General features: G+C 74.5%; 19 protein-coding genes and 1 pseudogene. 6 read left to right on the top strand and 14 right to left on the bottom strand.

Translation table 11 applies throughout. From position 1 onward, the window contains the following. Nucleotides 1-5: 5 nt before the first annotated feature. The 7 genes from murD to rsmH form a co-directional block, all read right to left on the bottom strand. Nucleotides 6-1,421 carry a UDP-N-acetylmuramoyl-L-alanine--D-glutamate ligase gene (murD, locus tag C7C46_RS03205; RefSeq protein ID WP_110665418.1) on the bottom strand — a complete coding sequence of 472 codons (1,416 nt, stop codon included), beginning with the start codon at nucleotides 1,419-1,421 and terminating at the stop codon, nucleotides 6-8. Next, nucleotides 1,421-2,482, bottom strand: a complete 1,062-nt coding sequence (gene mraY / locus C7C46_RS03210; RefSeq protein WP_110665420.1) for a phospho-N-acetylmuramoyl-pentapeptide-transferase — start codon at nucleotides 2,480-2,482, stop codon at nucleotides 1,421-1,423. The genes murD and mraY overlap by 1 nt, the downstream gene beginning before the upstream one ends. Beyond that, nucleotides 2,479-3,885: a UDP-N-acetylmuramoyl-tripeptide--D-alanyl-D-alanine ligase gene (locus C7C46_RS03215; RefSeq protein ID WP_110665423.1), complete on the bottom strand. Its 1,407-nt coding sequence runs from the start codon at nucleotides 3,883-3,885 to the stop codon at nucleotides 2,479-2,481. Before C7C46_RS03215 ends, mraY begins: the two co-directional genes overlap by 4 nt. Further along, nucleotides 3,882-5,459: a UDP-N-acetylmuramoyl-L-alanyl-D-glutamate--2,6-diaminopimelate ligase gene (locus C7C46_RS03220; protein ID WP_110665425.1), complete on the bottom strand. Its 1,578-nt coding sequence runs from the start codon at nucleotides 5,457-5,459 to the stop codon at nucleotides 3,882-3,884. The genes C7C46_RS03215 and C7C46_RS03220 overlap by 4 nt, the downstream gene beginning before the upstream one ends. A gap of 78 nt (nucleotides 5,460-5,537) precedes the next feature. Then, nucleotides 5,538-7,667: a peptidoglycan D,D-transpeptidase FtsI family protein gene (locus C7C46_RS03225; RefSeq protein WP_110665427.1), complete on the bottom strand. Its 2,130-nt coding sequence runs from the start codon at nucleotides 7,665-7,667 to the stop codon at nucleotides 5,538-5,540. Then, nucleotides 7,664-8,263: a cell division protein FtsL gene (ftsL, locus tag C7C46_RS03230; protein ID WP_181442161.1), complete on the bottom strand. Its 600-nt coding sequence runs from the start codon at nucleotides 8,261-8,263 to the stop codon at nucleotides 7,664-7,666. Before ftsL ends, C7C46_RS03225 begins: the two co-directional genes overlap by 4 nt. 70 nt (nucleotides 8,264-8,333) lie before the next feature. Further along, entirely contained in the window at nucleotides 8,334-9,317 is a 984-nt protein-coding gene (gene rsmH, locus C7C46_RS03235; RefSeq protein ID WP_110665429.1) for a 16S rRNA (cytosine(1402)-N(4))-methyltransferase RsmH, read from the bottom strand. 390 nt (nucleotides 9,318-9,707) lie between these two features. Here rsmH and C7C46_RS03240 point away from each other — a divergent pair, with 390 nt between their 5' ends. From C7C46_RS03240 to C7C46_RS03255, 4 genes are all read left to right on the top strand, one after another. After that, complete coding sequence (locus tag C7C46_RS03240; RefSeq protein ID WP_110665431.1) at nucleotides 9,708-10,244, top strand: beta-class carbonic anhydrase; 537 nt, start codon at nucleotides 9,708-9,710, stop codon at nucleotides 10,242-10,244. Between the two features lie 214 nt (nucleotides 10,245-10,458). Next, a complete protein-coding gene (locus tag C7C46_RS03245; protein ID WP_110665527.1) occupies nucleotides 10,459-11,406 on the top strand; it encodes an AAA family ATPase in 948 nt (315 codons plus the stop codon). Nucleotide 11,407: 1 nt separating this feature from the next. Next, the gene (locus C7C46_RS03250; protein ID WP_110665433.1) at nucleotides 11,408-12,748 is read left to right on the top strand and encodes a DUF58 domain-containing protein; all 1,341 of its coding nucleotides are present in this window, start codon (nucleotides 11,408-11,410) and stop codon (nucleotides 12,746-12,748) included. Continuing rightward, the gene (locus tag C7C46_RS03255) at nucleotides 12,745-15,162 is read left to right on the top strand and encodes a transglutaminase TgpA family protein (RefSeq protein WP_110665434.1); all 2,418 of its coding nucleotides are present in this window, start codon (nucleotides 12,745-12,747) and stop codon (nucleotides 15,160-15,162) included. The genes C7C46_RS03250 and C7C46_RS03255 overlap by 4 nt, the downstream gene beginning before the upstream one ends. Before the next feature lie 76 nt (nucleotides 15,163-15,238). On the opposite strand, the gene C7C46_RS03260 is transcribed toward C7C46_RS03255, so the two are convergent. The 3 genes and pseudogenes from C7C46_RS03260 to C7C46_RS03270 all read right to left on the bottom strand — a co-directional run bounded on the left by C7C46_RS03260 (nucleotide 15,239) and on the right by C7C46_RS03270 (nucleotide 17,248). Continuing rightward, nucleotides 15,239-15,625, bottom strand: coding sequence for a DUF3040 domain-containing protein (locus C7C46_RS03260; protein WP_110665436.1), 387 nt, complete (start codon nucleotides 15,623-15,625; stop codon nucleotides 15,239-15,241). 244 nt (nucleotides 15,626-15,869) lie between these two features. Continuing rightward, complete coding sequence (locus C7C46_RS03265) at nucleotides 15,870-16,622, bottom strand: methyltransferase domain-containing protein (protein ID WP_110665438.1); 753 nt, start codon at nucleotides 16,620-16,622, stop codon at nucleotides 15,870-15,872. A 28-nt stretch (nucleotides 16,623-16,650) separates the two neighbouring features. Continuing rightward, a pseudogene (locus C7C46_RS03270) lies at nucleotides 16,651-17,248 on the bottom strand (SAV_6107 family HEPN domain-containing protein). 32 nt (nucleotides 17,249-17,280) lie between these two features. On the opposite strand from C7C46_RS03270, the gene C7C46_RS03275 reads away from it, so the two are divergent. Continuing rightward, on the top strand, nucleotides 17,281-18,669 hold the full coding sequence (locus C7C46_RS03275) for a phytoene desaturase family protein (protein ID WP_110665440.1): 1,389 nt from the start codon (nucleotides 17,281-17,283) through the stop codon (nucleotides 18,667-18,669). Between the two features lie 22 nt (nucleotides 18,670-18,691). On the opposite strand, the gene C7C46_RS03280 is transcribed toward C7C46_RS03275, so the two are convergent. Together C7C46_RS03280 and metF are read right to left on the bottom strand one after the other, a co-directional pair. Beyond that, nucleotides 18,692-19,438, bottom strand: coding sequence for a hypothetical protein (locus tag C7C46_RS03280; protein ID WP_110665442.1), 747 nt, complete (start codon nucleotides 19,436-19,438; stop codon nucleotides 18,692-18,694). Nucleotides 19,439-19,548: 110 nt separating this feature from the next. After that, nucleotides 19,549-20,463, bottom strand: coding sequence for a methylenetetrahydrofolate reductase [NAD(P)H] (metF, locus tag C7C46_RS03285; RefSeq protein WP_110665444.1), 915 nt, complete (start codon nucleotides 20,461-20,463; stop codon nucleotides 19,549-19,551). A 164-nt stretch (nucleotides 20,464-20,627) separates the two neighbouring features. Here metF and C7C46_RS03290 point away from each other — a divergent pair, with 164 nt between their 5' ends. Next, nucleotides 20,628-21,734 carry a polyprenyl synthetase family protein gene (locus C7C46_RS03290; protein ID WP_245984079.1) on the top strand — a complete coding sequence of 369 codons (1,107 nt, stop codon included), beginning with the start codon at nucleotides 20,628-20,630 and terminating at the stop codon, nucleotides 21,732-21,734. Here C7C46_RS03290 and thiE read toward each other — a convergent pair. Together thiE and C7C46_RS03300 are read right to left on the bottom strand one after the other, a co-directional pair. After that, a complete protein-coding gene (thiE, locus tag C7C46_RS03295) occupies nucleotides 21,728-22,402 on the bottom strand; it encodes a thiamine phosphate synthase (protein WP_110665446.1) in 675 nt (224 codons plus the stop codon). The two genes, C7C46_RS03290 and thiE, sit on opposite strands and share 7 nt — an antisense overlap. Beyond that, nucleotides 22,399-22,767 (bottom strand): Rv2175c family DNA-binding protein, encoded by a 369-nt coding sequence (locus tag C7C46_RS03300; RefSeq protein WP_110665448.1) that lies wholly within the window; start codon nucleotides 22,765-22,767, stop codon nucleotides 22,399-22,401. Before C7C46_RS03300 ends, thiE begins: the two co-directional genes overlap by 4 nt. Nucleotides 22,768-22,770 lie beyond the last annotated feature (3 nt).

Genomic DNA, 22,770 nt, shown 5'->3' on the forward strand with positions numbered 1-22,770 from the left:
CCTCGTTACTGCGTCAGTCCCCGCACCGCCTCGGCGAACAGGTCGCCCCGTTCGCCGTAATTGGTGAACATGTCCATCGAGGCGCAGGCCGGGGCCAGCAGCACGGTATCGCCCGGTCTGGCGAGTTCGGCGGCGGCTCGGACCACCTCCGCCATCGCCACCGCGCCAGTGTGGCCCTCGGCCGCTTCGATCACCGGCACATCCGGGGCGTGTCGCGCCAGCGCCTGGCGGACCAGCGCCCGGTCGGCGCCGATCAGCACCACCCCGCGCAACCGGGCCGCCGCGCCCTGCACCAGCTCGTCGAAGGTGGCGCCCTTGGCCAGTCCGCCGGCGATCCAGACGATGGACTCGTAGGCGCGCAACGAGGCTGCGGCGGCATGGGTGTTGGTGGCCTTGGAGTCGTCCACCCAGCTCACCCCGGCCACCTCGGCCACCAGCGCGATCCGGTGCGCGTCGGGGCGGAAGGCGCGCAGCCCCTCGCGGACCGCCTTGGCGTCCACGCCGTAGGCGCGGGCCAGCGCGGCGGCCGCCAGCGCGTTGGTGATGTTGTGCGGGGCCGGCGGGTGGACGTCCGAGACGGCGCCGAGCTCGGCGGCGTTCTTGGCCCGGTCCGGCACGAAGGCGCGGTCCACCAGCAGGCCGTCCACCACACCGAAGTTGGAGACGCCGGGGGCCTGCAGGCCGAAGCCGATGGCCCGGCAGCCCTCCTCGACGTCCGCCTCGCGGACCAGTTCCTCGGTCGCGGGGTCGGCCAGGTTGTAGACGCAGGCCACCTGGTTGCCCTGGAAGATCCGGCCCTTGTCGGCGGCGTAGGCCGCCATCGAGCCGTGCCAGTCCAGGTGGTCCGGGGCCAGGTTGAGCACGGCTGCGGAGTGCACCCGCAGCGAGGGGGCCCAGTGCAGCTGGTAGCTGGACAGCTCGACCGCGAGCACGTCGTACGGCTCCTCGGCCAGCACCGCGTCCAGCACCGAGACGCCCACGTTGCCCACCGCGGCGGTCCGCTTGCCGGCCGCCGTCAGGATCGAGGCGAGCATCTGGACCGTGGTGGTCTTGCCGTTGGTGCCGGTGACGGCCAGCCAGGGGGCCGGCTCACCGGTGCCGGGCAGCGGCCTGCGCAGCTGCCAGGCGAGCTCGACGTCGCCCCACACGGGCACGCCGGCCGCCTCGGCGGCCTGGAAGAGCGGGCTGCTCGGCGGCCAGCCGGGCGAGGTGACGACCAGTCGGGTGCCCTCGGGCAGGCTCGCGCCGTCGCCCAGGCGCACCGTGATGCCCGCCAGTTCGGCGGCGCGGTCGCGCAGTACCGGGCTGTCGCCGCCGTCCACCACGGTGACCTCGGCGCCCAGGTCGCGCAGCACCCGGGCCGCGCTGACCCCCGAGACCCCCAGGCCGGCCACCACGACCGGAAGTTGCTGCCACTGCATCAGTTGGTCACCCAGCCCGCGTAGAAGAGGCCGAGGCCGACCGCGACGCACAGGCCCTGGATGATCCAGAACCGCACCACGATCAGCACTTCGCTCCAGCCCTTGAGTTCGAAGTGGTGTTGCAGTGGCGCCATCTTGAAGACGCGCTTGCCGGTCATCCGGAACGAGCCGACCTGGATGACCACCGAGAGGGTGATGATCACGAACAGGCCGCCGAGCAGCGCCAGCAGCAGCTCGGTGCGCGAGCAGATGGCCAGGCCGGCCAGCGCGCCGCCGAGGGCCAGCGAACCGGTGTCGCCCATGAAGATCTTGGCCGGCGAGGTGTTCCACCACAGGAAGCCGAAGCAGGAGCCCATCAGCGCGGAGGCCACCACCGCCAGGTCCAGCGGGTCGCGCACCTCGTAGCACTTGGCGGTGGCGGTGATCACGTTGGCGCAGCTCTGGTTGTACTCCCAGACGCCGATGAAGGTGTAGGCGCCGAACACCACCACCGAGGCACCGGTGGCCAGGCCGTCCAGACCGTCCGTCAGGTTCACGCCGTTCGACATCGCCGCGATCATGAAGTACGCGAACATCACGAACAGCACCGGCCCGATGGACCAGCTGAAGTCCTCGACGAAGGACAGGTGGGTGGAGGCCGGGGTGATCCCGCGGCTGTCGGAGAACTGCAGCGACAGGATCGCGAAGCCCAGGGCGACGATCGACTGGCCGGCCAGCTTCGCCTTGGCCCGCAGGCCCAGCGAGCGGCGCTTGACCACCTTGATGTAGTCGTCCAGGAAGCCGACCAGGCCGAGGCCGGCCAGCAGGAAGAGCACCAGCAGGCCGGAGGCGCGCGGCGCCGTCCCGACGATCGCCTTGGTCGCGAAGTAGGCGACCAGGGTGGCCAGGATGAAGGCGATGCCGCCCATGGTGGGCGTGCCCTTCTTGCTGTGGTGCGCCTTGGGGCCGTCGTCCCGGATGTACTGCCCGTAGCCGTTCTTGGCCAGCAGCTTGATCAGGGCCGGGGTGCCGAACAGCGACAGCACCAGTCCGATCATGCCGGAGAACAGGATCTGCTTCACCGGACGGCACCGTCCGCGAGCAGCGCCTCGGCCACCTTCTCCAGACCCACCGAGCGGCTGGCCTTCACCAGCACCACGTCCCCGGGCCGCAGCTGACCGCGCAGCAGCTCAACTGCCGCGTCCGCGTCGGACACCAGCACCGACTCCTCACCCCACGAACCTTCGTTCCTCGCGCCCAGTTCCATGCAGGCCGCCTCGCGTCCACCCACCGCCACCAGCTTGGTGACGTCGAGTCGGACCGCGAGCCGTCCGATGGCGTCGTGCTCGGCCAGGCTCTCCTCGCCGAGCTCCCGCATCTCGCCGAGCACCGCCCAGGTACGGCGGCGCTCCGAGCCGCGGCCGCCGATCGAGACCAGCGCGCGCAGCGCGGCCCGCATCGACTCCGGGTTCGCGTTGTACGCGTCGTTCACGACGGTGACCCCATCGGCCCGGTCGACGACCTCCATGCGCATGCGGGACAGCGCACCCGCCTCGCCGAGGGCTGCGGCGGTGTCGTCGACGGACAGTCCGAGCTCCATCGCCACCGCAGCGGCGGCGAGGGCGTTCGAGACGTGGTGCTCACCGTACAGGCGCAGCCGTACCGGAGCGGAACCGGCCGGGGTGGTCAGCGTGAACGATGGACGGCCGGTGGAGTCCAGGCGAACGTCCTGTGCTCTCACGTGGGCGTCCCGGCTCTCGCCGAAGTAGACCACCCGGGCCCGGGTGCGCTCGGCCATCGCCCGCACCAGCGGATCGTCGGCGTTGAGCACCGCGACGCCCTCGGCCGGCAGCGACTCCACCAGCTCGCCCTTGGCCTCGGCGATCGCCTCCTTGGAGCCGAACTCCCCCAGGTGCGCGGAGCCGACGTTGAGCACCAGGCCGATCGTGGGGCGGGCCAGCGAGCACAGGTAGGCGATGTCGCCCTTGTGCCGGGCGCCCATCTCCAGCACCAGGTGGCGGGTGGACTCCTCGACCCGGGTCGCGGTCATCGGGAAGCCCAGCTCGTTGTTGAGCGAGCCCTCGGTGTAGACGGTCGGGCCGGCCTTGCCGAGCAGTTGGGCGATCAGGTCCTTGGTGCTGGTCTTGCCGGCCGAGCCGGTCAGCGCCACCAGGTGGACCCCGCCGGCCTTGGCGATGACGGCTTGGGCCAGCCTGCCCATCGCGTCCTGCACGTCGGCGACCAGCACCGCGGGCACCCCGACCGGGCGCTGGGCCAGCACCGCGACCGCACCGGCCGCGACCGCGCGCCCCGCGTAGTCGTGCCCGTCCACCTGCTCGCCGCGGAAGGCCGCGAACAGCCCGCCGGGCGCCGCCTTGCGCGAGTCGATCGCCAGCGGCGCGGTCACCACGGTCTGCGGCTCGGCGCCGTCCACCAGCTCGCCGCCGGTCGCGGCGGCCACCTCGGCCAGGGTCAGTGCGATCACGGCTGCTCCACTCCTCGGTGCTCGGCCATCGCGGGCCGTTCGGGCTGTGCGTGCACGATCGCCTCGCGCAGCACCTCCCGGTCGTCGAACGGGCGGACCTCGCCCTTCACGTACTGGCCGAGCTCGTGGCCCTTGCCGGCCACCAGCACGGTGTCCCCCGGGTGGGCCCGGGCCACCGCGTCGGCGATCGCCTCGCTGCGGTCCGGCACCACCAGCACCTCGCCGCGCTCGCCCTCGGGCACCTCCACGGCACCGCCCAGCATGCTGGCCAGGATCGCCAGGCTGTCCTCGGAGCGCGGGTTGTCGCTGGTCAGCACGGCGGTGTCGGCCAGCCGGGCGGCGATCGCCCCCATCGGTGCGCGCTTGAACGGGTCCCGGTCGCCGCCGCAGCCCACCACCACGTGCAGCCGGCCCTTGGTGACCTCGCGCAGCGAGGCGAGTACCGCGCGCAGCGCGTCCGGCTTGTGCGCGTAGTCCACCACCGCGACGAACGGCTGGCCGGCGTCCACCCGCTCCAGCCGGCCCGGCACCCCGGGAACCGCGGCCACCCCGGCCACCGCCTGCTCCAGCGGCAGCCCGGCGGTGACCAGCGCGGTGATCGCGGCCAGCGCGTTGGCGACGTTGAACGGGCCGGGCAGCGGCACCGCGGCCGGGGCCGACTGCCCGTCAGGTCCGAGCACCCGGAAGGTGGAGCCGGTCGGGCCGAGCTCGACGTCGGCCACCCGCCAGTCGGCCTCCGGACGGCCGGTGGCCGAGAAGCCGACGACCGGGATGGCGGCCTCGCCGGCCAGCCGGCGGCCGTACTCGTCGTCGAGGTTGACCACGCCCACCCGGCTGCGCCCCGCCTCGAAGAGCCGGGCCTTGGCGCGGAAGTAGTCCTCCATGTCCGGGTGGAAGTCCAGGTGCTCCGGCGTCAGGTTGTTGAACACCGCCACGTCGTAGCCGACCCCGTCGGCCCGGCCGTAGACCAGCGCGTGGCTGGAGACCTCCATCACCACCGCGTCGGCGCCGCGCTCGCGCATCACCGCGAGGATCGCGTGCAGGTCGGTGGCCTCGGGGGTGGTCCGCTCGCTCTTGATCCGCTCGCTGCCGACCCGCATCTCCACCGTGCCGATCACCCCGGGGACGCGGCCGCAGCCGCGCAGGCCGCCCTCCACCAGGTAGGAGGTGGTGGTCTTGCCGTTGGTCCCGGTGATGCCGATGGTCAGCAGCGCCTGCGACGGGTCGCCGTAGACCCGGGCGGCCAGCCGGCCCATCCAGGCCCGCGGCTGGTCCACCACCAGCAGCGGCACCGCCAGGCCCGCCGCCTGCTCGGCGCCGGCCGGATCGGTCAGCACCGCGACCGCGCCGGCCGCGGCGGCCGTGTCGGCGAAGGCGGCGCCGTGGTGGTTGGCTCCGGCGAAGGCCACGTACACGTCGCCCGGACGGACCGCGCGGGAGTCGTGCGTGACGCCGGTCACCGGGGCGCCCTCGATCGGGGGCAGGCCCAGCAACTCGGCCAGCTCCGCCAGCGGGACGGGCGCGGTGGCGGCCGGCCGCGGCGGGCTCACCCTGGTTTGGTCTGATTTCGGCACGGCGGGCAGGGTATCCGGCCCGGGGCGGTGGAGGCCAAGCGAGGCGGATTCGGGCTGGGCGGATTCAGGCTGCACGGTTCAGGGCTTCCAGTCGACGGGCAGGTTGGGCGCCTGGCTTCCGCTCGGCGGCACCTGGAGGGATTTCAGCGCGAACTCCATCACCTGCTTGAAGACCGGTCCGCACAGCTGGCCGCCGAAGTGGCCGTTGACCGGGTTCTGGATGACGCAGGAGACGGTGACCCTGGGGGCCTCGGCGGGCGCGAAGCCGATGAACGAGGCGGTGTAGCCGGAGTACTTGCCGGTCTTGGGGTCCACCCGGTTGGCGGTGCCGGTCTTCCCGGCCACCCGGTAGCCCGGGATCTGTGCCGCGTTGCCGGTGCCCTGCTCGTCGGTGACCACCGATTCGAGCATCTCGGTCAGGGTCTTGGCGGTCTCCGGCTTGACCACCCGGGTCTCGGCCGGCGCCGGGGCCGGGGTGTAGCGGCCGTCCGGACCGGTGGTGCCGGCCAGCAGGCTCGGCGTCACCCGCACCCCGCCGTTGGCGATGGTGGAGAAGACCGAGGTGGCCTGCAGCGCGTTGACCGACAGGCCCTGGCCGAACGGGATGGTGTACTGCTGCGAGGTGCTCCAGTCGGCCGGCTTGGCCAGCAGGCCGCGGGTCTCGCCCGGGAAGCCCAGGCCGGAGGGGCGGCCGATGCCGAACCGGTCCAGGTAGCCGTTCAGCACCCGGTTGGAGTCCGCCTGGTCCTTGCCCAGGTGCTCGGCGGCCTCGATGGTGCCGATGTTGGAGGACTTGGCCAGCACTCCGGCCAGGGTCAGGTACCAGGTGTCGTGGTCCACGTCGTCGTGGAAGACGTGGTCGCCGCGCTTGAGCGTGCCCGGCACCGTGACGTGGGTGTCCCAGCCGGCCGTGCCGGTGTCCAGCACCGCGGCCATGGTCATCAGCTTGGCGGTGGAACCGGGCTCGTAGGCGTCCTGCAGCGCCGGGTTGCCGAGGTCGGCGGGCTTGGCACTGCCCAGGTCGTTCGGGTCGAAGCCGGGCGAGGTGGCCATCGCCAGCACCTGACCCGTCTTCACGTCCTGGACGACCACGTAGCCCTTGTCCGCGCCGGCCGCGCTCACCTGGTCGGTGATGGCCCGTTGGGCGGCCCACTGGATGTCCCGGTTGACGGTCAGTCGCAGGTCGCTGCCGGGCACCGGGTCCTGCCGGCTGCCGCCGACGGTGGGGATCAGCTGGTTGTTGTAGGAGGCGCCCAACTGCTGGCCGTCCACCCCCGCCAGCAGCTTCTGGTACTGCAGTTCCAGGCCGCCGGCCCCGGCGCCGTCCGCGTTGACGAAGCCGACCAGGTTGGCCGCCAGGCCGTCGGCCGGGTAGACCCGGGCGGTGGTGGGCTCGGAGAAGATCCCCTCCAGCGGGTTGACGCAGGTGTTGTCGACGGTTGTCCGGCCGCCCTTGTCCGCCGGCTTGCCGATCAGCGCCTTCTCGACCCGGCAGGCCCGGGTGTCCACCTTCTTGCGCAGCGCGGCGGCCAGGTCCGTCACCTGGTTGCGGGTCTGCGAGCTCTGCCGCGGGACCAGCACCAGGCCCTTGGTCCCGGTGGTGCGCAGCTTGGCGACCAGCTTGTCCCTGGGCACGCCGAGGATCGGCGCCAGCAGGTCGGCGGCCTGCTCCGGTCCGTCGGGGACGTGCAGCGCGTCGGGGGTGAACATGGTCGGGTCGGCGGTGATGTCGTAGGCGTCCACGGTGGTGGCCAGCGCGACGCCGTCGGCGGTCGTTATCGAGCCGCGGGCGGCGGGCAGCCGCTTGTCCACGTAGCGGTACTTGTTGGCGTCGGCGGAGAGCGAGGCCGAGTCCAGCAGTTGGAGCTGGAACAGCCGGGCGGCGAAGAGCGAGAAGACCACGGCCATCACCACGGTGATCACCCGCAGCCGGCGGCGCGGGTCGGCCAGGGTGAGCCGGCGCGGCTGCGGGCGGGCCGGCGGGCGGCGGTTGGCGGCAGGGGCGCCGGGGCGGGGTGCGGTGCCCGGGCGGCGGGCGGCGCCGGGGCCCGGGCGGCGCGGCTGGCCCTCGCGGCGGGGCTGGCCGTCCTTGCGCGGCTCGGCGGAGCGGCGCGGCCGCTCGCCGGAGCGCTCCGGGCCCGGGCGGCGCTGCTGCGGTGCGGCCGGGCGCCGCTCCCCCGGGGTGCGCGGGCGTCGGGGCTCGGTCACCGGGAGGCACCCCCGCTCGGGGTCACCGGGTCCACCCGCAGCGCGGGGCCGCTGCCGGACGGGTCGCCGGACGGGCTCGCCGACGGCTCGGGGCTGCCCGGGGCGGACGGGGCGGCGGCCGGCGGCCCGGCCGAGGCGCCCGGGGTGGGCGACCCCGCCCCGGGCCACAGGTCGGCCCCGGAGCGCTTGACCGGCGGGCTGTCCTTGGCCGCGCCGGGCGAGCCCAGCACCTTGCCGTCGTCCTGCAGGAAGGCCGGGTCGCCGCCGGGCACCATGCCGAGCCGGCGGGCCGCCCGCTCCAGCGCGTCCGGCGCCGCGTCCCGGTCGATCTCCTGCTGCGCCTGCTGCTGCTGCTCGGTCAGCACGGTGGTCTGCTGGCGCAGCTTGGCCAGCTGGATCGAGCCGTCGTTCAGCGAGGTGTTGAGCATCAGCAGCCCCAACAGCCCGACCGTCAGCAGCAGCACCACCAGGATCGCGAACGGCGCGCGCCCCCGCCCGCCGCGCGGCCGGCCGGGGCGCACGGTGATCCGTGCCCGCCCCAGCTGACCGGGCAGCAGTCTGCCCTGCTGGATGCCCTTGCCGGCCACCTGCGCCATCTCCTGAGTTCCCCTCACGCCCTCGCCCGCCGCCGTCGCCCCCCGCTCGGGCTCCTGGTGCCCCGGGTGCCTACCGCCTCCGGTCCGTGGACCGGGCGGCTCTGATCCTCTCCGCCACCCGCAGCCGCACCGGGGCGGCGCGCCGGTTCTCCTCGATCTCCGCCTCGGTGGCCAGCTCGGCGCCCCGGGTGACCAGCCTCAGCCAGGGCTGGTGCTCCTCGGGCACGAACGGCAGCCCGGGCGGCGCGGTGCTGGTGGCGCCGGCCGCGAAGCACTGCTTCACCAGCCGGTCCTCCAGCGACTGGTAGGACATCACCGCGATCCGGCCGCCGACCGCGAGCACGCCGAGCGCCCCCGGGATCGCCCGGTCGAGCACCTCCAGCTCGCCGTTGACCTCGATCCGCAGCGCCTGGAAGGTGCGCTTGGCCGGGTTCCCGCCGGTGCGCCGGGTCGCCGCCGGGATCGCGTTGCGGACCAACTCCACAAGACGCGCGCTGGTGGTGAACGGTTCCTTGGCCCGCTCCCGCAGGATCACCGAGGCGATCTTGCCCGCGAACCGCTCCTCGCCGTAGACCTTGAGGATCCGGGCCAGGTCGCCGTGGCTGTAGGTGTTCAGCACCTCGGCCGCGCTCAGCCCCCGGCTCTGGTCCATCCGCATGTCCAGCGGCGCGTCCTGGGCGTAGGCGAAGCCGCGCTCGGCCTCGTCCAGCTGCATCGAGGAGACGCCGAGGTCGAACAGCAGGCCCTGCACCTGGTCGATGCCCAGCTCGGCGAGCACCTCGGGGATCTCGTCGTAGACCGCGTGCACCAGGGTGGCCCGGTCGCCGAACGGGGCCAGCCGCTCGCCGGACAGCCGCAGCGCCTCCCGGTCGCGGTCCACCGCGACCAGCCGGACCTCGGGGAACTGGGTGAGCAGCGCCTCGCTGTGGCCGCCCAGGCCCAGGGTGGCGTCCACCACCACGGCCCCGGGTGCGGAGATGGCCGGGGCCAGCGCGTCCATGCAGCGTTGCAGCATGACCGGGACGTGCTTGGGTGCCGGACTGCCTGTGGCCATGCGCGCGGGCGCCTTTCCTTGGATACGGGCCGCCGACGGCCGCCAGCGCGGCGCCGGGAAGCGGGTGGATCCGCCCATTCTGTCCCACGGCCGTCCGGCCACCGACCACGCATGCGTCCGGGGCACCCGTGGTCCCCGCCCGCTCACGGGCCTGTCCGGCGGATGGTGCCGGGCAGGCCCCGGGGAAGGCGGTGCCGCCCGGCGCCGGGGAAGGTGCGTCAGGTGACACGGAGCGGGAGGAGGCCGCGGGCCGCGTACGGACCGTCAGCCTACCGCCCGGGCAACCGCCTCCCGACGGCGCCACGCGCGCCCTATGCACTCCGTCACACCGACCCCTGGGATCCGGTCCCGCTCCACCGCGGCTCGAGACTTCCTACTAACGTCGTACTCATGACAGTGACCCCTGAGCAGTCGTCCCCGCAGGACCCCACTGCCACCCCCACGATCACCGACCGCTTCGTCGCGGCCAACCGCGAGTACGCCGTCACTTTCCGTGACGGCGGCATGGACGCCCGCCCGGTCCAGCAGGTCGCCGTGGTCGCCTGCATGGACGCCCGGCTCGACCTGTTCGCCGCGCTCGGCCTGGAGCTGGGCGACGCGCACATCATCCGCAACGCCGGCGGCGTGGTCACGGACGACACGATCCGCTCGCTGACGATCAGCCAGCGCGCGCTCGGCACCCGGGCGGTGGTGCTGATCCACCACACCGGCTGCGGCCTGCTCGGCCTCACCGAGGACTTCCGCCGCGAGCTGGAGCTGGAGGTCGGCCAGCGCCCGCAGTGGGCGGTGGAGTCCTTCGTCGACCTGGACAGCGACGTGCGCCAGTCCATGCAGCGGGTGCGCACCTCCCCGTTCCTGCCGCACACCGAGGACGTCCGCGGCTTCGTCTTCGACGTGCACACCGGCCTGCTGCGCGAGATCCACTGATCCTGTCCGCTCCGGGCCCGGCCGGCGCCGGCCGGGCCCGCATCGCTTGATCGGGTGACTTTCCGGCACTGGTCAGGGAAGAATGCGCCCAACGGTCGGGGCCGGACAGGCGGGCCCGACGTGAGGAGGGGCGAGGAGCGTACGGGTGACGACCTACAACGAGCAGACCGGCATCGACCGCACCGGGTCGACCACGCCGGCCGCGGGGGCACCGTTGGGTCTGCCTGAGCTGAACGCGGTGATCGACCGGGTTCGGGCCTCGGTGGAGAGTGTGATCGAGGGCAAGCCCGAGGCCGTGCGCCTCGCGCTCACCGTGATGCTGGCCGAGGGCCACCTGCTGCTGGAGGACGTGCCCGGCGTCGGCAAGACCATGCTGGCCAAGGCGCTGGCCCGGTCGGTGGACTGCAGCGTGCGCCGAATCCAGTTCACCCCGGACCTGCTGCCCTCCGACGTGACCGGCACCAACGTGTTCGACCAGCAGCGGATGGACTTCGAGTTCCGCCCCGGCGCCATCTTCGCCCAGATCGTGGTCGGCGACGAGATCAACCGCGCCTCGCCCAAGACCCAGTCCGCGCTGCTGGAGTCGATGGCCGAGCACCAGGTCACCATCGACGGCACCACCTACGAGCTGCCCTCCCCGTTCATGGTGATCGCCACCCAGAACCCGGTGGAGATGGAGGGCACCTACCCGCTTCCCGAGGCCCAGCGCGACCGCTTCATGGCCCGGATCTCGATCGGCTACCCCAGCCCCGAGGCGGAGCTGGCGATGCTGGACGTGCACGGCGGCGCCTCGCCGCTGGACGACCTGCAGCCGGTCGCGCACGCCGCCGACATCCTCAAGCTGATCGAACTGGTGCGCACCGTGCACGTGGCCGACAGCGTGCGCCGCTACGCGGTCGACCTGGTCACCGCCACCCGCACCTCCCCCGAGCTGCGCCTGGGCGCCTCGCCCAGAGCCACCCTGCACCTGATCCGGGCCGCCCGGGCCGCCGCCGCCCTGCAGGGCCGCGACTACGTGGTGCCGGACGACGTCCAGGCGCTCGCGGTGCCGGTGCTGGCCCACCGTCTGCTGCCCACCGCGGAGGCCCAGCTGAACCGGCGCGGCGCCGAGCAGATCGTCCAGGAGCTGGTGCACCGGCTGCCCGTCCCGCAGGGCCGCTGAGGTGGCGGCGGACGGCGACCCGACCGGCTGGCGGACGGGTCTGCGCGGGCTGACCACCCGCGGCCGCTCCTTCCTCGCCGCCGGGATCACCGCGCTGCTCTGCGCCTACCTGCTCGGCCAGCAGGCGCTGCTGCGGGTCGGCCTGCTGCTGGGCGTGCTGCCGCTGGTGGCCGCCTTCCTGCTGCTGCGCACCCGCTACCGGGTGGCCAGCGGCCGCCGGCTCTCCCCGCACCGGGTGCCGGCCGGCCAGGAGGCCCGGGTGCACCTGCGGGTGGACAACATCTCCCGGGTGCCCACCGGCCTGCTGATGCTCGAGGACAAGGTCCCCTACCTGCTCGGTCCCCGACCGCGCTTCGTGCTGGACCGGGTGGAGCCGCGGGGCTTCCGCGAGGTCTCCTACCGGGTCCGCTCCGACCTGCGCGGCCGCTACCCGCTGGGCCCGCTGCAACTGCGGCTGACCGACCCGTTCGGGATGTGCGAGCTGACCCGCGCGTTCAACGCCGCCGACACCCTCACCGTGGTCCCGCAGATCCACCCGCTGCCCGCGATCAAGCTGGCCGGCGAGTGGGCCGGCTACGGCGACAGCGCCTCGCGCACGGTGGCGCTGGCCGGTGACGACGACGCGGTACCGCGCGAGTACCGGCACGGCGACGACCTGCGCCGGGTGCACTGGAAGTCCACCGCCAAGTACGGCGAGCTGATGGTCCGTCGCGAGGAGCAGCCGCTGCGCTCCCGGGCCACCGTGCTGCTGGACACCCGCGAGGTCGGGCACCGCGGCAGCGGGCCGGCCTCCTCCTTCGAGTGGGCGGTCACCTGTGCCGCCTCGGTCGGCGGCCACCTGCTGGAGCGCGGCTACCAGACCCGGCTGCTCACCGACACCGGTGTGCAGGTGCCGCAGGACGCCAAGAGCAGCACCGGCGGCTCGGTCACCGAGTCGATCGGGCTGCTGCTGGACAGCCTGGCGGTGGTCCAGCACTCCGCCGGCGGCGGCCTGGGCCGCGCCGAGGAGGTGCTGCGCCTGGGTGGCGAGGGCCTGCTGGTCGCGGTGCTCGGCGCGCTGGACGACGAGCAGACCGCGAGCCTGGCCCGGCTGCGCCGGCGGGCCGGGGCGGCCGTCGCCTTCGTGCTGGACACCGCCAGCTGGGTGGGCCTGGGCCAGCTGCTGCCGGGCCGGGTGGACGAGGCCGCCGAGCACCAGCTGCGGCTGCTGCGCGAGGCCGGCTGGACGGTGCTGCAGGCCCGGGCCGGCGACTCGGTGGCCGAGCTGTGGCGCCGCGCCGACGTGCGCGCGCAGGCCGACGCGGCCGCCTCCGGACCGATCGACAGGGGGGCGACCGCATGACCACCCGAGCCCGGCTGACCCTCTACTCGGCCCTGGCCAGCATGCTGGCCATGCTGGGCCTGTCACCACTGCTGCGCCCGGAGGGCTGGCTGCTGCCGGCCCTCGGACAGGTCGTGGTGGTGGCCGTGGTCGGCGCCCTGCTGCGCCGCTTCGGCACCCCGCGACCGCTGGTCCCGCTGGGCCAGCTGCTGGTGGCGCTCTACCTGCTGCTGCTCGGCTCGGTCGGCCCGTCCATGACGATGGGCGTGCTGCCGCTGCGGCCGGCCCTGTACGAGTTCGGCCAGCTGCTGGCCGGCGCCCAGGGCGACATCGCCAACTACGCCATCCCGGCCCCGGCCACCGCGAGCCTGCGGCTGCTGCTGGTCGGCTCGGTGGCCCTGGTCGCGATCATGGTCGACGCGCTCGCGGTGACCTACCGGCGGGCCGCGCCGGCCGGGCTGCCGCTGCTGGCGGTCTACTCGGTCGGCACCGGCCTGGCCGGCGACCAGACCGGGGCGCTGTGGCTCTGGTTCCTGCTCAGCGGCGGCGGCTACCTGATGCTGCTGTTCGCCGAGGGCCGGGACCGGCTCTCCCGCTGGGGCCGGGTCTTCCGCGGCGCCGGCACGGCCGACGACAAGGGCGGGCTGGCCACCGGCGGGCAGCTGATCGGCGTCCTCACGCTGACCGGCGCGGCGCTGCTCGGCGCCCTGGTCCCGCCCTGGGACGGCCTGAACATCGTGGACGGCAACGGCTTCGGCAACGGCGGCACCGGTGGCGGCCACGGCGGCAGCATCAACGCGCTCAACCCGGTGGTTTCGCTGGCCGACGGCCTGCGCCGCCCGGAGAACCAGGTGGTGATCCACTACCACGGCACCGACCCGGCGCTGCGCACCGCCTACCTGCGCACCACCGCCCTGGACGACTTCAACGGGACCGACTGGCTGCCCGGCAACCAGCCCGCCGACGCCATCCCCGACCCGATCCCGGCCCCCGAAGGCCTGGAGAAGGCGGTGGACGCCCCGGCGATGACCACCGAGGTCTCGATCTCGGACACCTTGAGCTCGCAGTGGCTGCCGGTGCCGTTCCCGCTGCAGCGCGCGACGGTCAAGGGCGACTGGCGCTTCGAGCCGGAGTCCGGCTCGCTGATCGGCGCCAAGAACCAGAAGTCCACCGGGATGCGCTACACGGTGACCTCGCTGGACGTCAGCCCGACCGCCGACCAGCTGCGCCAAGCCCCCGCCGCACCGACCGCGCTGCTGCAGAAGTACACCGCGCTGCCGAACAACCTGCCGGCCGTGGTGCACAGCACCGCGGTCAAGCAGACCGCCGACGCGCGGACCGCCTACGACAAGGCGATGGCGCTGCAGACCTGGTTCACCTCCACCGGCGGTTTCCTGTACAGCCCCTCGGTGGACCCGGGCACCGGCCCGGACGCGATCGCCAAGTTCCTCCAGGACAAGCGCGGCTTCTGCGTCCACTTCGCCGCCACCTTCGCGGCCATGGCCCGCACGCTGGGCATCCCGGCCCGGGTCGCGGTCGGCTTCGCCCCGGGCGACGACCTGGGCGAGGGCAACTACCAGGTCGGCACCAAGGACTACCACGCCTGGCCGGAGCTGTACTTCACCGGCATCGGCTGGACCAGGTTCGAGCCGACCCCGAGCCGCGGCGTGCTGCCGGCCTACGGCGCGCCGGCCCCGGGCAGCAGCCCGAGCGGCAGCACCGCACAGCCCTCGGCCCGCCCGACCGACAACGGCGCGGCCGCGCCCAGCGCCACCAGCAGCTGCGCGCCGAACCTGCGCCGCCAGGGCGGCTGCGACGACCAGCAGGCGCAGGCGCCCGACCTGACCCGCCCGGCGGACCGGGCGCTGCCCGCACAGCTGGTCGCCGGCCTGGCGGGCGGCGCGGTGCTGCTGCTCCTGCTGGCCACCCCGATGCTGTGGCGCCGGCGGCTGCGGCGGCACCGGCTCGGTGAGGGCCGCCGGCGGGCCGGCGGGCCGGGCGGCGGCGAGCTGACCGAGGCCCAGGTGCTGGCCGCCTGGGCCGAGCTGATCGACACCGCCTGGGACCTGGGCGTCGTACCGGACGACTCGCTCAGCCCGCGGCACACGGTGGACCGGATCAGCGAGGCCGGGCAGTTCGGCGAGCGCGCCCGGGCGGCGGCCGGACGGGTGGCGCTGGCCACCGAGCGGGCGCTGTACGCCCGCGATCCCGGCCCGTCCGCGCCGCTGGGTCCGGACGTGCGGACGGCCCGGGAGAGCCTGCGAGCCACCGCCGGGCGCCGGCGCCGGCTGCGGGCCGAGCTGCTGCCGCCGTCCACCGCCCGGGTGCTCTGGCGGGCCGGCGACGCCGTGCGGGCCCGGCGCGAGCGGCTCGCCGCCCGGGCGGCCCGGCTGGGCGAGCGGCTGACCGCACCGCTGCGGCGGCTGCGGAAGTGAGCGAAGGCGAAGGGGCGGGATCCCGCCCCTTCGCCTTGTTCCACCTGCCGCCCCGGGCCGCTCACCCGGGACCGGTTCAGAGTCCGTCGTGCTCGTCCCGGCGGCGCTGCCAGCGCTGCTCCATCCGGTCCATCACGCTCGCCTTGCGGCGGGCCGGCGGGGCGCTGTGCTGCCCGTTCGCCGCCCCGGCCACCGGGTGCCGCCGCCAACCGGCGACCGCCACCACCGCGCAGGCCAGCATCACCAGGAAGCCGACCACGCTCAGCCAGATGAGCTGCGTGATCATGCCTCCCATCAGGAGGCCGACTCCCACCACGAATCCCGCGGCCGCCAGGTACACCCGACGCCGGGTGTAGGTGCGCAGGCCTGTTCCCTCGAGTGCCGACGCGAACTTGGGATCTTCGGCGTACAGCGCTCGCTCCATCTGGTCGAGCAGTCGCTGCTCGTGCTCCGAGAGCGGCACGGAGTCCTCCTACTCGTCGGTCGCGGGGCGACCGGTCCGCCACCTGGCCTTGTCGTGGTCCATATGCCCCATGCGTTCGGCCGTCATGCGTTCTGGCTTTACCCAGATCATACGGTCCGTCGCCGGGATCCGGAGGGGGGGACGATCGGTCGTGTCCGCCACATCTGCCCCGCTCCGCACCCGGGGAACGCGGCGGCGGCCCGGGAAGTGCCCGGGCCGCCGCGAGGGCTCTCGACCGGCCGGATCAGCCCAGCGCGGCGAGCAGGTGGAGCTGGGTGGCCACCGCGTGGAAGGCGGGCTGGGCGGCGACCGCCTCCTCCAGCTTGAGCAGCGCCTCCATGGCGCCCGGCTCGGTGTCCACCAGGACTCCGGGCACCAGGTCGGCGAAGACCCGCACGCCGTGCACCGAGGCCACGGTCAGGCCCGCCGCGGCGGCCAGCGCGTGCAGCTCCGCACCGGTGAACCGGCGCGGCATCGGGTCGCCGGTGCCCCAGCGGCCGTCCGGGGCGTCCAGCACGGTGCGGGCCTCCTCGAAGTGGCCGGCCAGCGCGCGGGCCAGCACCGCGCCCGTGCGGTTGGCGGCCAGCAGCGAGACCAGGCCGCCCTTGTGCAGGGTGGCGGTCAGGTGGCTCAGCGCCTCGGCCGGGTCGTCCACCACCTCCAGCACGCCGTGGCACAGCACCGCGTCGACCGAGGCGGGGGCGACCACCTCGGGCAGCGTCTGGGTGTCGCCCTGGACGGCGCGGACCAGCTCGGTCACCCCGGCCTCGGCGGCCCGCCGCTCGAGCGCGAACAGCGCGTCCGGGCTGGGGTCGACCACGGTCACCCGGTGGCCGAGCCGGGCCACCGGCACCGCGAAGTTGCCGGTGCCGCCACCGGTGTCGAGCACGTCCAGCACCGGCTGGTCCAGCTCGGCGGACCGGCGCTCCAGGGCAGCTCGGACCACCTCCCAGACGACGGCGGTACGCAGGGCGCTGCGGGGACGCGTCGGGTACAAGGCGGGGCTCCTCGGGCGGATCGGGCAGCTACGAGCCCACCCTATTGCCTCCGTCCGGCCCCAGTTGGAGCAGCCGCTCCACCAGTCGCAGGAACAGGGCGGTGTTGCGGATCAGGTCGTCCGCGTCCCGGGCCGAGGCGGCGCCGCGCACGCCGGCCTCGGCGGCCGCCCGCTTGCGCGCGCCGGCCGCGAAGTAGACGGCCCACTCGCCCAGTTCGGGCGCGACCTCGGGCAGCACCTCCCAGGCGCTGCGGATCGCCTTGCGGCGGCGCGGGTTCTTCTCCGGGCGGCCGCGCACCGCGAGGACGGCAGCCGTGCAGCGCAGCGCGGCCAGGTGCGCGGTCGAGTACCGCTCCAACGGGTCCTCGGCCGCGTCGGCGGCGAGCAGCGTGCGGTGCGCCTGGGTCAGCAGGTCGCGGGCGGCCGGCGGTGCTCCGGCGCGCAGCAGCACCGGGTGCACGTCGACCGAGCGGAGCGGGATCGGCTGTTGCGGGACCGGGTGCTCGGGCAGGTGCTGGTCTGGGAGGTCGGTGACGGTCACGGTCGGTACTCCCCCAAAGTGCTCGGCGGTCGACTGGCGGGCCCCTCTGCCCACCTCCCCCATGCTCGCGCCGGGCACTGACAATTCCCGGGCCCCGGCCGATTAGGATCGACGCCCATGGCACGGATCGTCATCATCGGAGCAGGCATCAGCGGGCTGGCCGCGGCGGCGCGACTGGCCACCCTGGGACACCGGGTGACGGTCTGCGAGGCGGGCGACACCTTCGGCGGCATGCTCGGGCAGCTGCGCCGGGACGGCTTCGCCTTCGACACCGGGCCGACCCTGCTCACCCTGCCCGCGGTCTACCGGGACCTGGCGCTGAAGACCGGTCGCGAGCCGCTGGAGCAGTTGGTCGAGCTGACCCCGGTGGACCCGGAGAGCCGCCACCTGCTCCCCGGCGGCACCGTGCTCACGCTGCCCAACGCCTCCCGCGGCGGAGTGGCCCAGGCGCTGGACGCGGCGCTCGGTGCCGGGGCCGGCGAGCGCTGGGGCGCGGTGGTCAACCGCGGCCGCGCGGTCTGGGAGGCCACCCGGCGCCCGCTGCTGGAGGAGCCGCTGCCCGCCGACCCCCGTGCGCTGGCCACCGATCCCTACCCCGCCGCCCCCCGCCGCGGCCTGGCCCGCCTGCTCGGGCCCGGCGCCCCGACCCTGGACCAGGTGGCCGCCCGCGAGCTGGGCGGCGACCCGGCGCTGACCGCACTGCTCACCGAGTACGCGCTGCGCTTCGGCTTCGACCCGCGCACCACCCCGGCGGGGGCCACGGTGCTGCCGTACATGGAGCAGAGCTTCGGGGTCTGGTCGGTCGGCGGCGGACTGCGGGCGCTGGCCGAGGCGTTCTACCGGCGCTGCGAGCAGCGCGGGGTCGAGTTCCGGTTCGGCACCCCGGCCGAGCGGGCGCCGCGGGGCGAGGTGCTGCTGGCCCCCGGCCCGGGCGAGCCGACCGCGCCCGGGCGGTTCGGCGTGCTGCTGGCGCTGCGCGGCGCCCGGCCGGCCGACGCGGTGCAGCGGACCGTGCTGCACGCGGACGACCGGACGGCTGAGCTGGCCGCGCTGTTCGACGCCGTGCCCCGGCCCTACCCGCGCCCGACCGTGCAGGTGCTGCGGCCCGACGACCCGTCACTTCGCCCGGACGGGCAGCACGAGGCGGTGACCCTGACCGTCACGGTGCCCTCCCAGGCCCGGTTCGACTGGACCGCCCCCGGGGTCGCCGAGGCCTACGCCGACCAGTTGCTCGCCTGGACCGACTCGGCCGGCCTGGGCCTGCGCGAACGGGTGCTGTGGCGGGTGGTGCGCACCCCGGCCGACACCGAGCGCGAGACCCGCTCGCCGGGCGGCGCGGTGCCCCGCCCCGCGCTGGCCGGGGCGGGCGGCACGCTGCTGCGGCCGGCCAACGCCACCGGCACCCCGGGCCACTACCTGCTCGGCGGCGGCGCCCACCCGGGCGGCGGGCTGGCCCGGGCCGGCATGTCGGCCTGCGTGGTGGCGGGGCTGGTCGGACCCGCCTGAGTCCTCGTCGGCGGACGGGGCGTCAGCTGTGCCAGCCCTGCCAGTGCTGCTCCGGCTGCGGCTGGGCCTGCTGCTCGGGCTGCTGCTGCTCCGGGTAGTACGGGTAGGCCTGCTGCTGCGGGATCCCGTACTCGGGCTGGTACTGGGCGGGGTCGTAGGACTGCTGCTGCCACTGCGGCTCGTACGGCACGTACTGCTGCTGCTGCTGCTGCTGCTCGTAGTACCCGTACTGCTGGTACTCGTACTGCTGCTGCTCGGTGTAGGGGTAGCCGGCCTGGACCGGCTGCGGCAGCTGGGCGACCGGCTCCTGGTAGGCCTCGACGGTCTCGTAGATCCCGTACTCGACCGGTTCCTCGGCCGGCTCGGCGACCGGGGCCACCGGCGCCGGCTCCACCGGTCCGACCTCGCCGACCCGGTCCTGCTCCTGCTGGACCGCGGGCGCGGGGGCACCGCTGGTGGCCGCCGCGAGCAGTGGGACGCCGGCCAGCGGGCCCGGCAGCGTGCCGTCCGGACGGCGCAGCGACCAGCCGGCCCGGTACCCGCGCTTGACGGCGAGGGTGACCAGCAGCTGCCCGGCGGCGAAGGCCGCCGCGCCCGCCCCGATCACCAGCACGGAGGGCACCGCCATCCCGGCCACCACGGCCAGGAAGCCGCCCAGCGCGAGGGCCCGCCAGCGCAGCGGGGCGCGGTTCTGCAGCAGCAGCTCGGCGATCAGCCAGAGCGCCACCACGGCGAGGGCCGCGTACAAGGCCAGCATCCCGATGCCCATCTGCGTCCTCCACCACAGCCCGGCCGCGCAGCGCAGCGCGTGCCGCGACTGTACCGGGTTACCGCTCGGCGCCCCACCTGCCTGACGCGGCACCCGCCCGCCACGACGGGTCAGCCCCGGTGCAGGCCGAGGTTCTGGTAGATCTGCAGCGTGGCGGTGGAGCCGTTCAGCGTGATGAAGTGCAGGCCCGGCGCGCCCTCCGCGAGCAGCCGCTCGGACATGCTGGTGGCGTGCTCCATGCCGATCTCGCGCAGCGCCTGCGGGTCGTCCACCACCGCGCGCAGCCGCCGCTCCAGGTCGGCCGGGAACGGGGCGCCGCTCAGCTGCGGGAACCGGACCAGCTGCTTGGCGTTGGTCACCGGCATGATCTCCGGGATGATCGGCACCTCGCAGCCCGCCGCCTCGACCCGGTCGCGCAGCCGCAGGTAGTCCTCCACCTCGAAGAACATCTGGGTGATCGCGTAGTCGGCGCCGGCCCGGATCTTGGCCACGAAGTGCCGGATGTCCTGGTCCCAGTCGGTGGAGCGCGGGTGCATGTTCGGCGAGGCCGCCACGCCCACGCAGAAGTCGCCGATCCCCTTGATCAGCTCGACCAGCTGGTAGGCGTAGGTGACGCCCTGCGGGTGGGTGACCCACTCGCCCAGCGGGTCGCCGGGCGGGTCGCCGCGGACCGCGAGGACGTTGCGCACCCCCTGGTCGGCGTACTGGCCGATGATGTTGCGCAGCTCGGCCACGGAGTGGTCCACCGCCGTCAGGTGGGCCACCGGGGTCAGCGTGGTCTCGGCGGCGATCCGGCCCACCATGTTGACCGTGCGGCCGCGGGTCGAGCCGCCGGCGCCGTAGGTCATGCAGACGAAGTTGGGGTTGAGCCCCTCCAGGCGCCGGATCGCGTCCCACAGCTTGTGCTCGGCGGCCTCGGTGCGCGGGGGCATGAACTCGAAGGAGTAGGAGCGCTTCCCGGCCGCCAGGAGTTCGCGGACCGTCTGGGCGCGGTCTGGTCTGGTGGAGGGGACGCCGAGTGCCATGTCGGCAGGTTATCCGCCGCTGCGGTGGCGCGGACAAACTCTGCCCACCCAGTGAGACGGGACTGTCCAGCGCCGTGCGGTACTGAGACGGCGGCCGTCGTCACGGCCCGGCCGCCGCCGTGCGGTTAGTCTGATCACCGTTCCCTGTGACCACGGAGTGCCCAGTGACCTCGCCCAGCCCCGCGCCCGCCCTCCCGCTCGACGTGGAGGCGGTCCGCACCCGGGTCGACGCCGCGCTCGCCCGCTTCATGGCCGGCCAGCACGCCCTGCTCGCCACCATCTCGCCGGACCTGGTGGCCGCCGCCGACGCGCTGCGCGAGTTCCTGCTGGACGGCGGCAAGCGGCTGCGCCCGGCCTTCTGCTACTGGGGCTGGCGCGGGGCCGGCGGCGCGGCGGACAGCACCGGCATCGTGGACGCGGCCGCCGCCCTGGAGTTGCTGCAGGCCAGCGCCCTGGTGCACGACGACCTGATGGACCGCAGCGACACCCGGCGCGGCCTGCCCTCGGTGCACCGCCGGTTCGAGGCCCTGCACCGCGACAGCGGCTGGCGCGGCGACCGCGAGCAGTACGGGGCCGCGGCCGCGCTGCTGCTCGGCGACCTGCTGCTGATCTGGTGCGACGAGCTGTTCGTGCGCTGCGGGGTGGCGCCGGCCGCGGTGCTGGCCGCCAAGCCGGTCTTCGACCTGATGCGCACCGAGGTGATGGCCGGGCAGTACCTGGACGTGCTGGAGCCGGTCGCCGGGGACTCCACCGACGCGCGGGCGCTGGAGCGGGCGCAGACCGTGCTGCACTACAAGTCGGCCAAGTACACCATCGAGCGCCCGCTCCAGGTGGGCGCCCGGCTGGCCGGGGCGAGCGAGGAACTGGTCGCCGCCTACGGGGAGTTCGGGCTGCCGCTGGGCGAGGCCTTCCAGCTGCGGGACGACCTGCTCGGGGTGTTCGGCGACCCGGCGGTCACCGGCAAGCCGGCCGGCGACGACCTGCGCGAGGGCAAGCGCACCCTGCTGGTGGCCCTCGCGCTGCGCGGCCTCGACCCGGCCTCGGCGGCGCTGCTGGACCGTCGGCTCGGCGCGCCCGGGCTGACCGCCGAGGAGATCACCGAGCTGAGCGACCTGGTGGCCAAGAGCGGTGCGCCCGAGCAGGTCGAGGAGCGGATCGAGCAGCTGATGGACCGTTCGCTGGCCGCGCTGGCCGCCGCCCCGCTGGCGGACGAGACGGCCCGGGCCACGCTGCTCGCGCTGGCCCGGGCCGCCACCGTGCGTCGTTACTGAGCCGCCTCGCGCAGCCGGCGGGCCAGCTCGGCCGCCGCCGCGCCCGGGTCCTCGGCCGCGGTGATCGCCCGGACCACCACCACCCGGGTGGCACCCGCCGCCAGCACCTGGTCCAGGTTGCCCAGGTCGATGCCGCCGATCGCGAACCACGGCCGGTCGCTGTGCTGCCTGGCCGCGTACTCCACCAGGCCCAGACCCGGCGCGGGGCGGCCCGGCTTGGTCGGGGTGGGCCAGACCGGACCGGTGCAGAAGTAGTCCACGCCCGGCTCGACGAGCGCCGCGGCCACCTCCGACTCGGCGTGGCAGGACCGGCCGATCACCACGTCCTGGCCCAGCACCGCCCGGGCGGCCGGCACCGGCAGGTCGTCCTGGCCCAGGTGCAGCACCTGGGGGCGGGCGGCGTGCGCCACGTCCGCCCGGTCGTTGACCGCGAAGAGCTTGCCGTGCCGGGCCGCCGCGTCCGCGAACAGCTCCAGGTACTCGAGCTCCTGCCTGGCCTCCAGGTTCTTGTCCCGCAGCTGCACGACGTCCACGCCGCCGGCCAGCACCGCGTCCAGGAACTCCGGCAGGTCGCCCTGCTCGCGACGGGCGTCGGTGCACAGGTACAGCCTGGCCGCGGCCAGCTGGGCCCGGTACCCGGCGCCGGCGGTCGCCGGGCCGGCCGTCACAGCGACATCGCCTGGGCGCGCCGCTTCACCTCGGTGCCGCGGTTCTCCCGCAGCGCCTGGATCGGGCTGCCCGGCAGCGAGGGGTCCTCGGTGAAGAGCCACTCGAGGATCTCCTCGTCGGTGAACCGGCCGTCCCGCAGCACGGTCAGGGTGCCGGCCAGGTGCTTGACCAGGCCGTCGTCCTCGATGAACGCGGCCGGCACTTGGAGCGCGTTGTTGGGGCCGCGGCGAACCGCGATCAGCTTGTGGTCCTTGACCATCTGGCGGACCTCGGTGACCTGCACCCCCCAGCGCTCGGAGATGTCGGGCAGGTAGGTCCAGTCCTTGACCAGGCCTTCGATGGTGGATTCCGTCTCACTACTCACGGG

Source organism: Streptomyces tateyamensis (assembly GCF_003205575.1).
GTDB lineage: Bacteria > Actinomycetota > Actinomycetes > Streptomycetales > Streptomycetaceae > Kitasatospora > Kitasatospora tateyamensis.

What these genes read in the sequence shown, in the direction of transcription:
- ftsL (WP_181442161.1), bottom strand. Translation starts at nt 8,263, where the DNA reads ATGGCGCAGGTGGCCGGCAAGGGCATCCAGCAGGGCAGACTGCTGCCC.
- C7C46_RS03255 (WP_110665434.1), top strand. Translation starts at nt 12,745, where the DNA reads ATGACCACCCGAGCCCGGCTGACCCTCTACTCGGCCCTGGCCAGCATG.
- metF (WP_110665444.1), bottom strand. Translation starts at nt 20,463, where the DNA reads ATGGCACTCGGCGTCCCCTCCACCAGACCAGACCGCGCCCAGACGGTC.
- C7C46_RS03275 (WP_110665440.1), top strand. Translation starts at nt 17,281, where the DNA reads ATGGCACGGATCGTCATCATCGGAGCAGGCATCAGCGGGCTGGCCGCG.
- C7C46_RS03240 (WP_110665431.1), top strand. Translation starts at nt 9,708, where the DNA reads ATGACAGTGACCCCTGAGCAGTCGTCCCCGCAGGACCCCACTGCCACC.
- rsmH (WP_110665429.1), bottom strand. Translation starts at nt 9,317, where the DNA reads ATGGCCACAGGCAGTCCGGCACCCAAGCACGTCCCGGTCATGCTGCAA.
- C7C46_RS03280 (WP_110665442.1), bottom strand. Translation starts at nt 19,438, where the DNA reads ATGGGCATCGGGATGCTGGCCTTGTACGCGGCCCTCGCCGTGGTGGCG.
- murD (WP_110665418.1), bottom strand. Translation starts at nt 1,421, where the DNA reads ATGCAGTGGCAGCAACTTCCGGTCGTGGTGGCCGGCCTGGGGGTCTCG.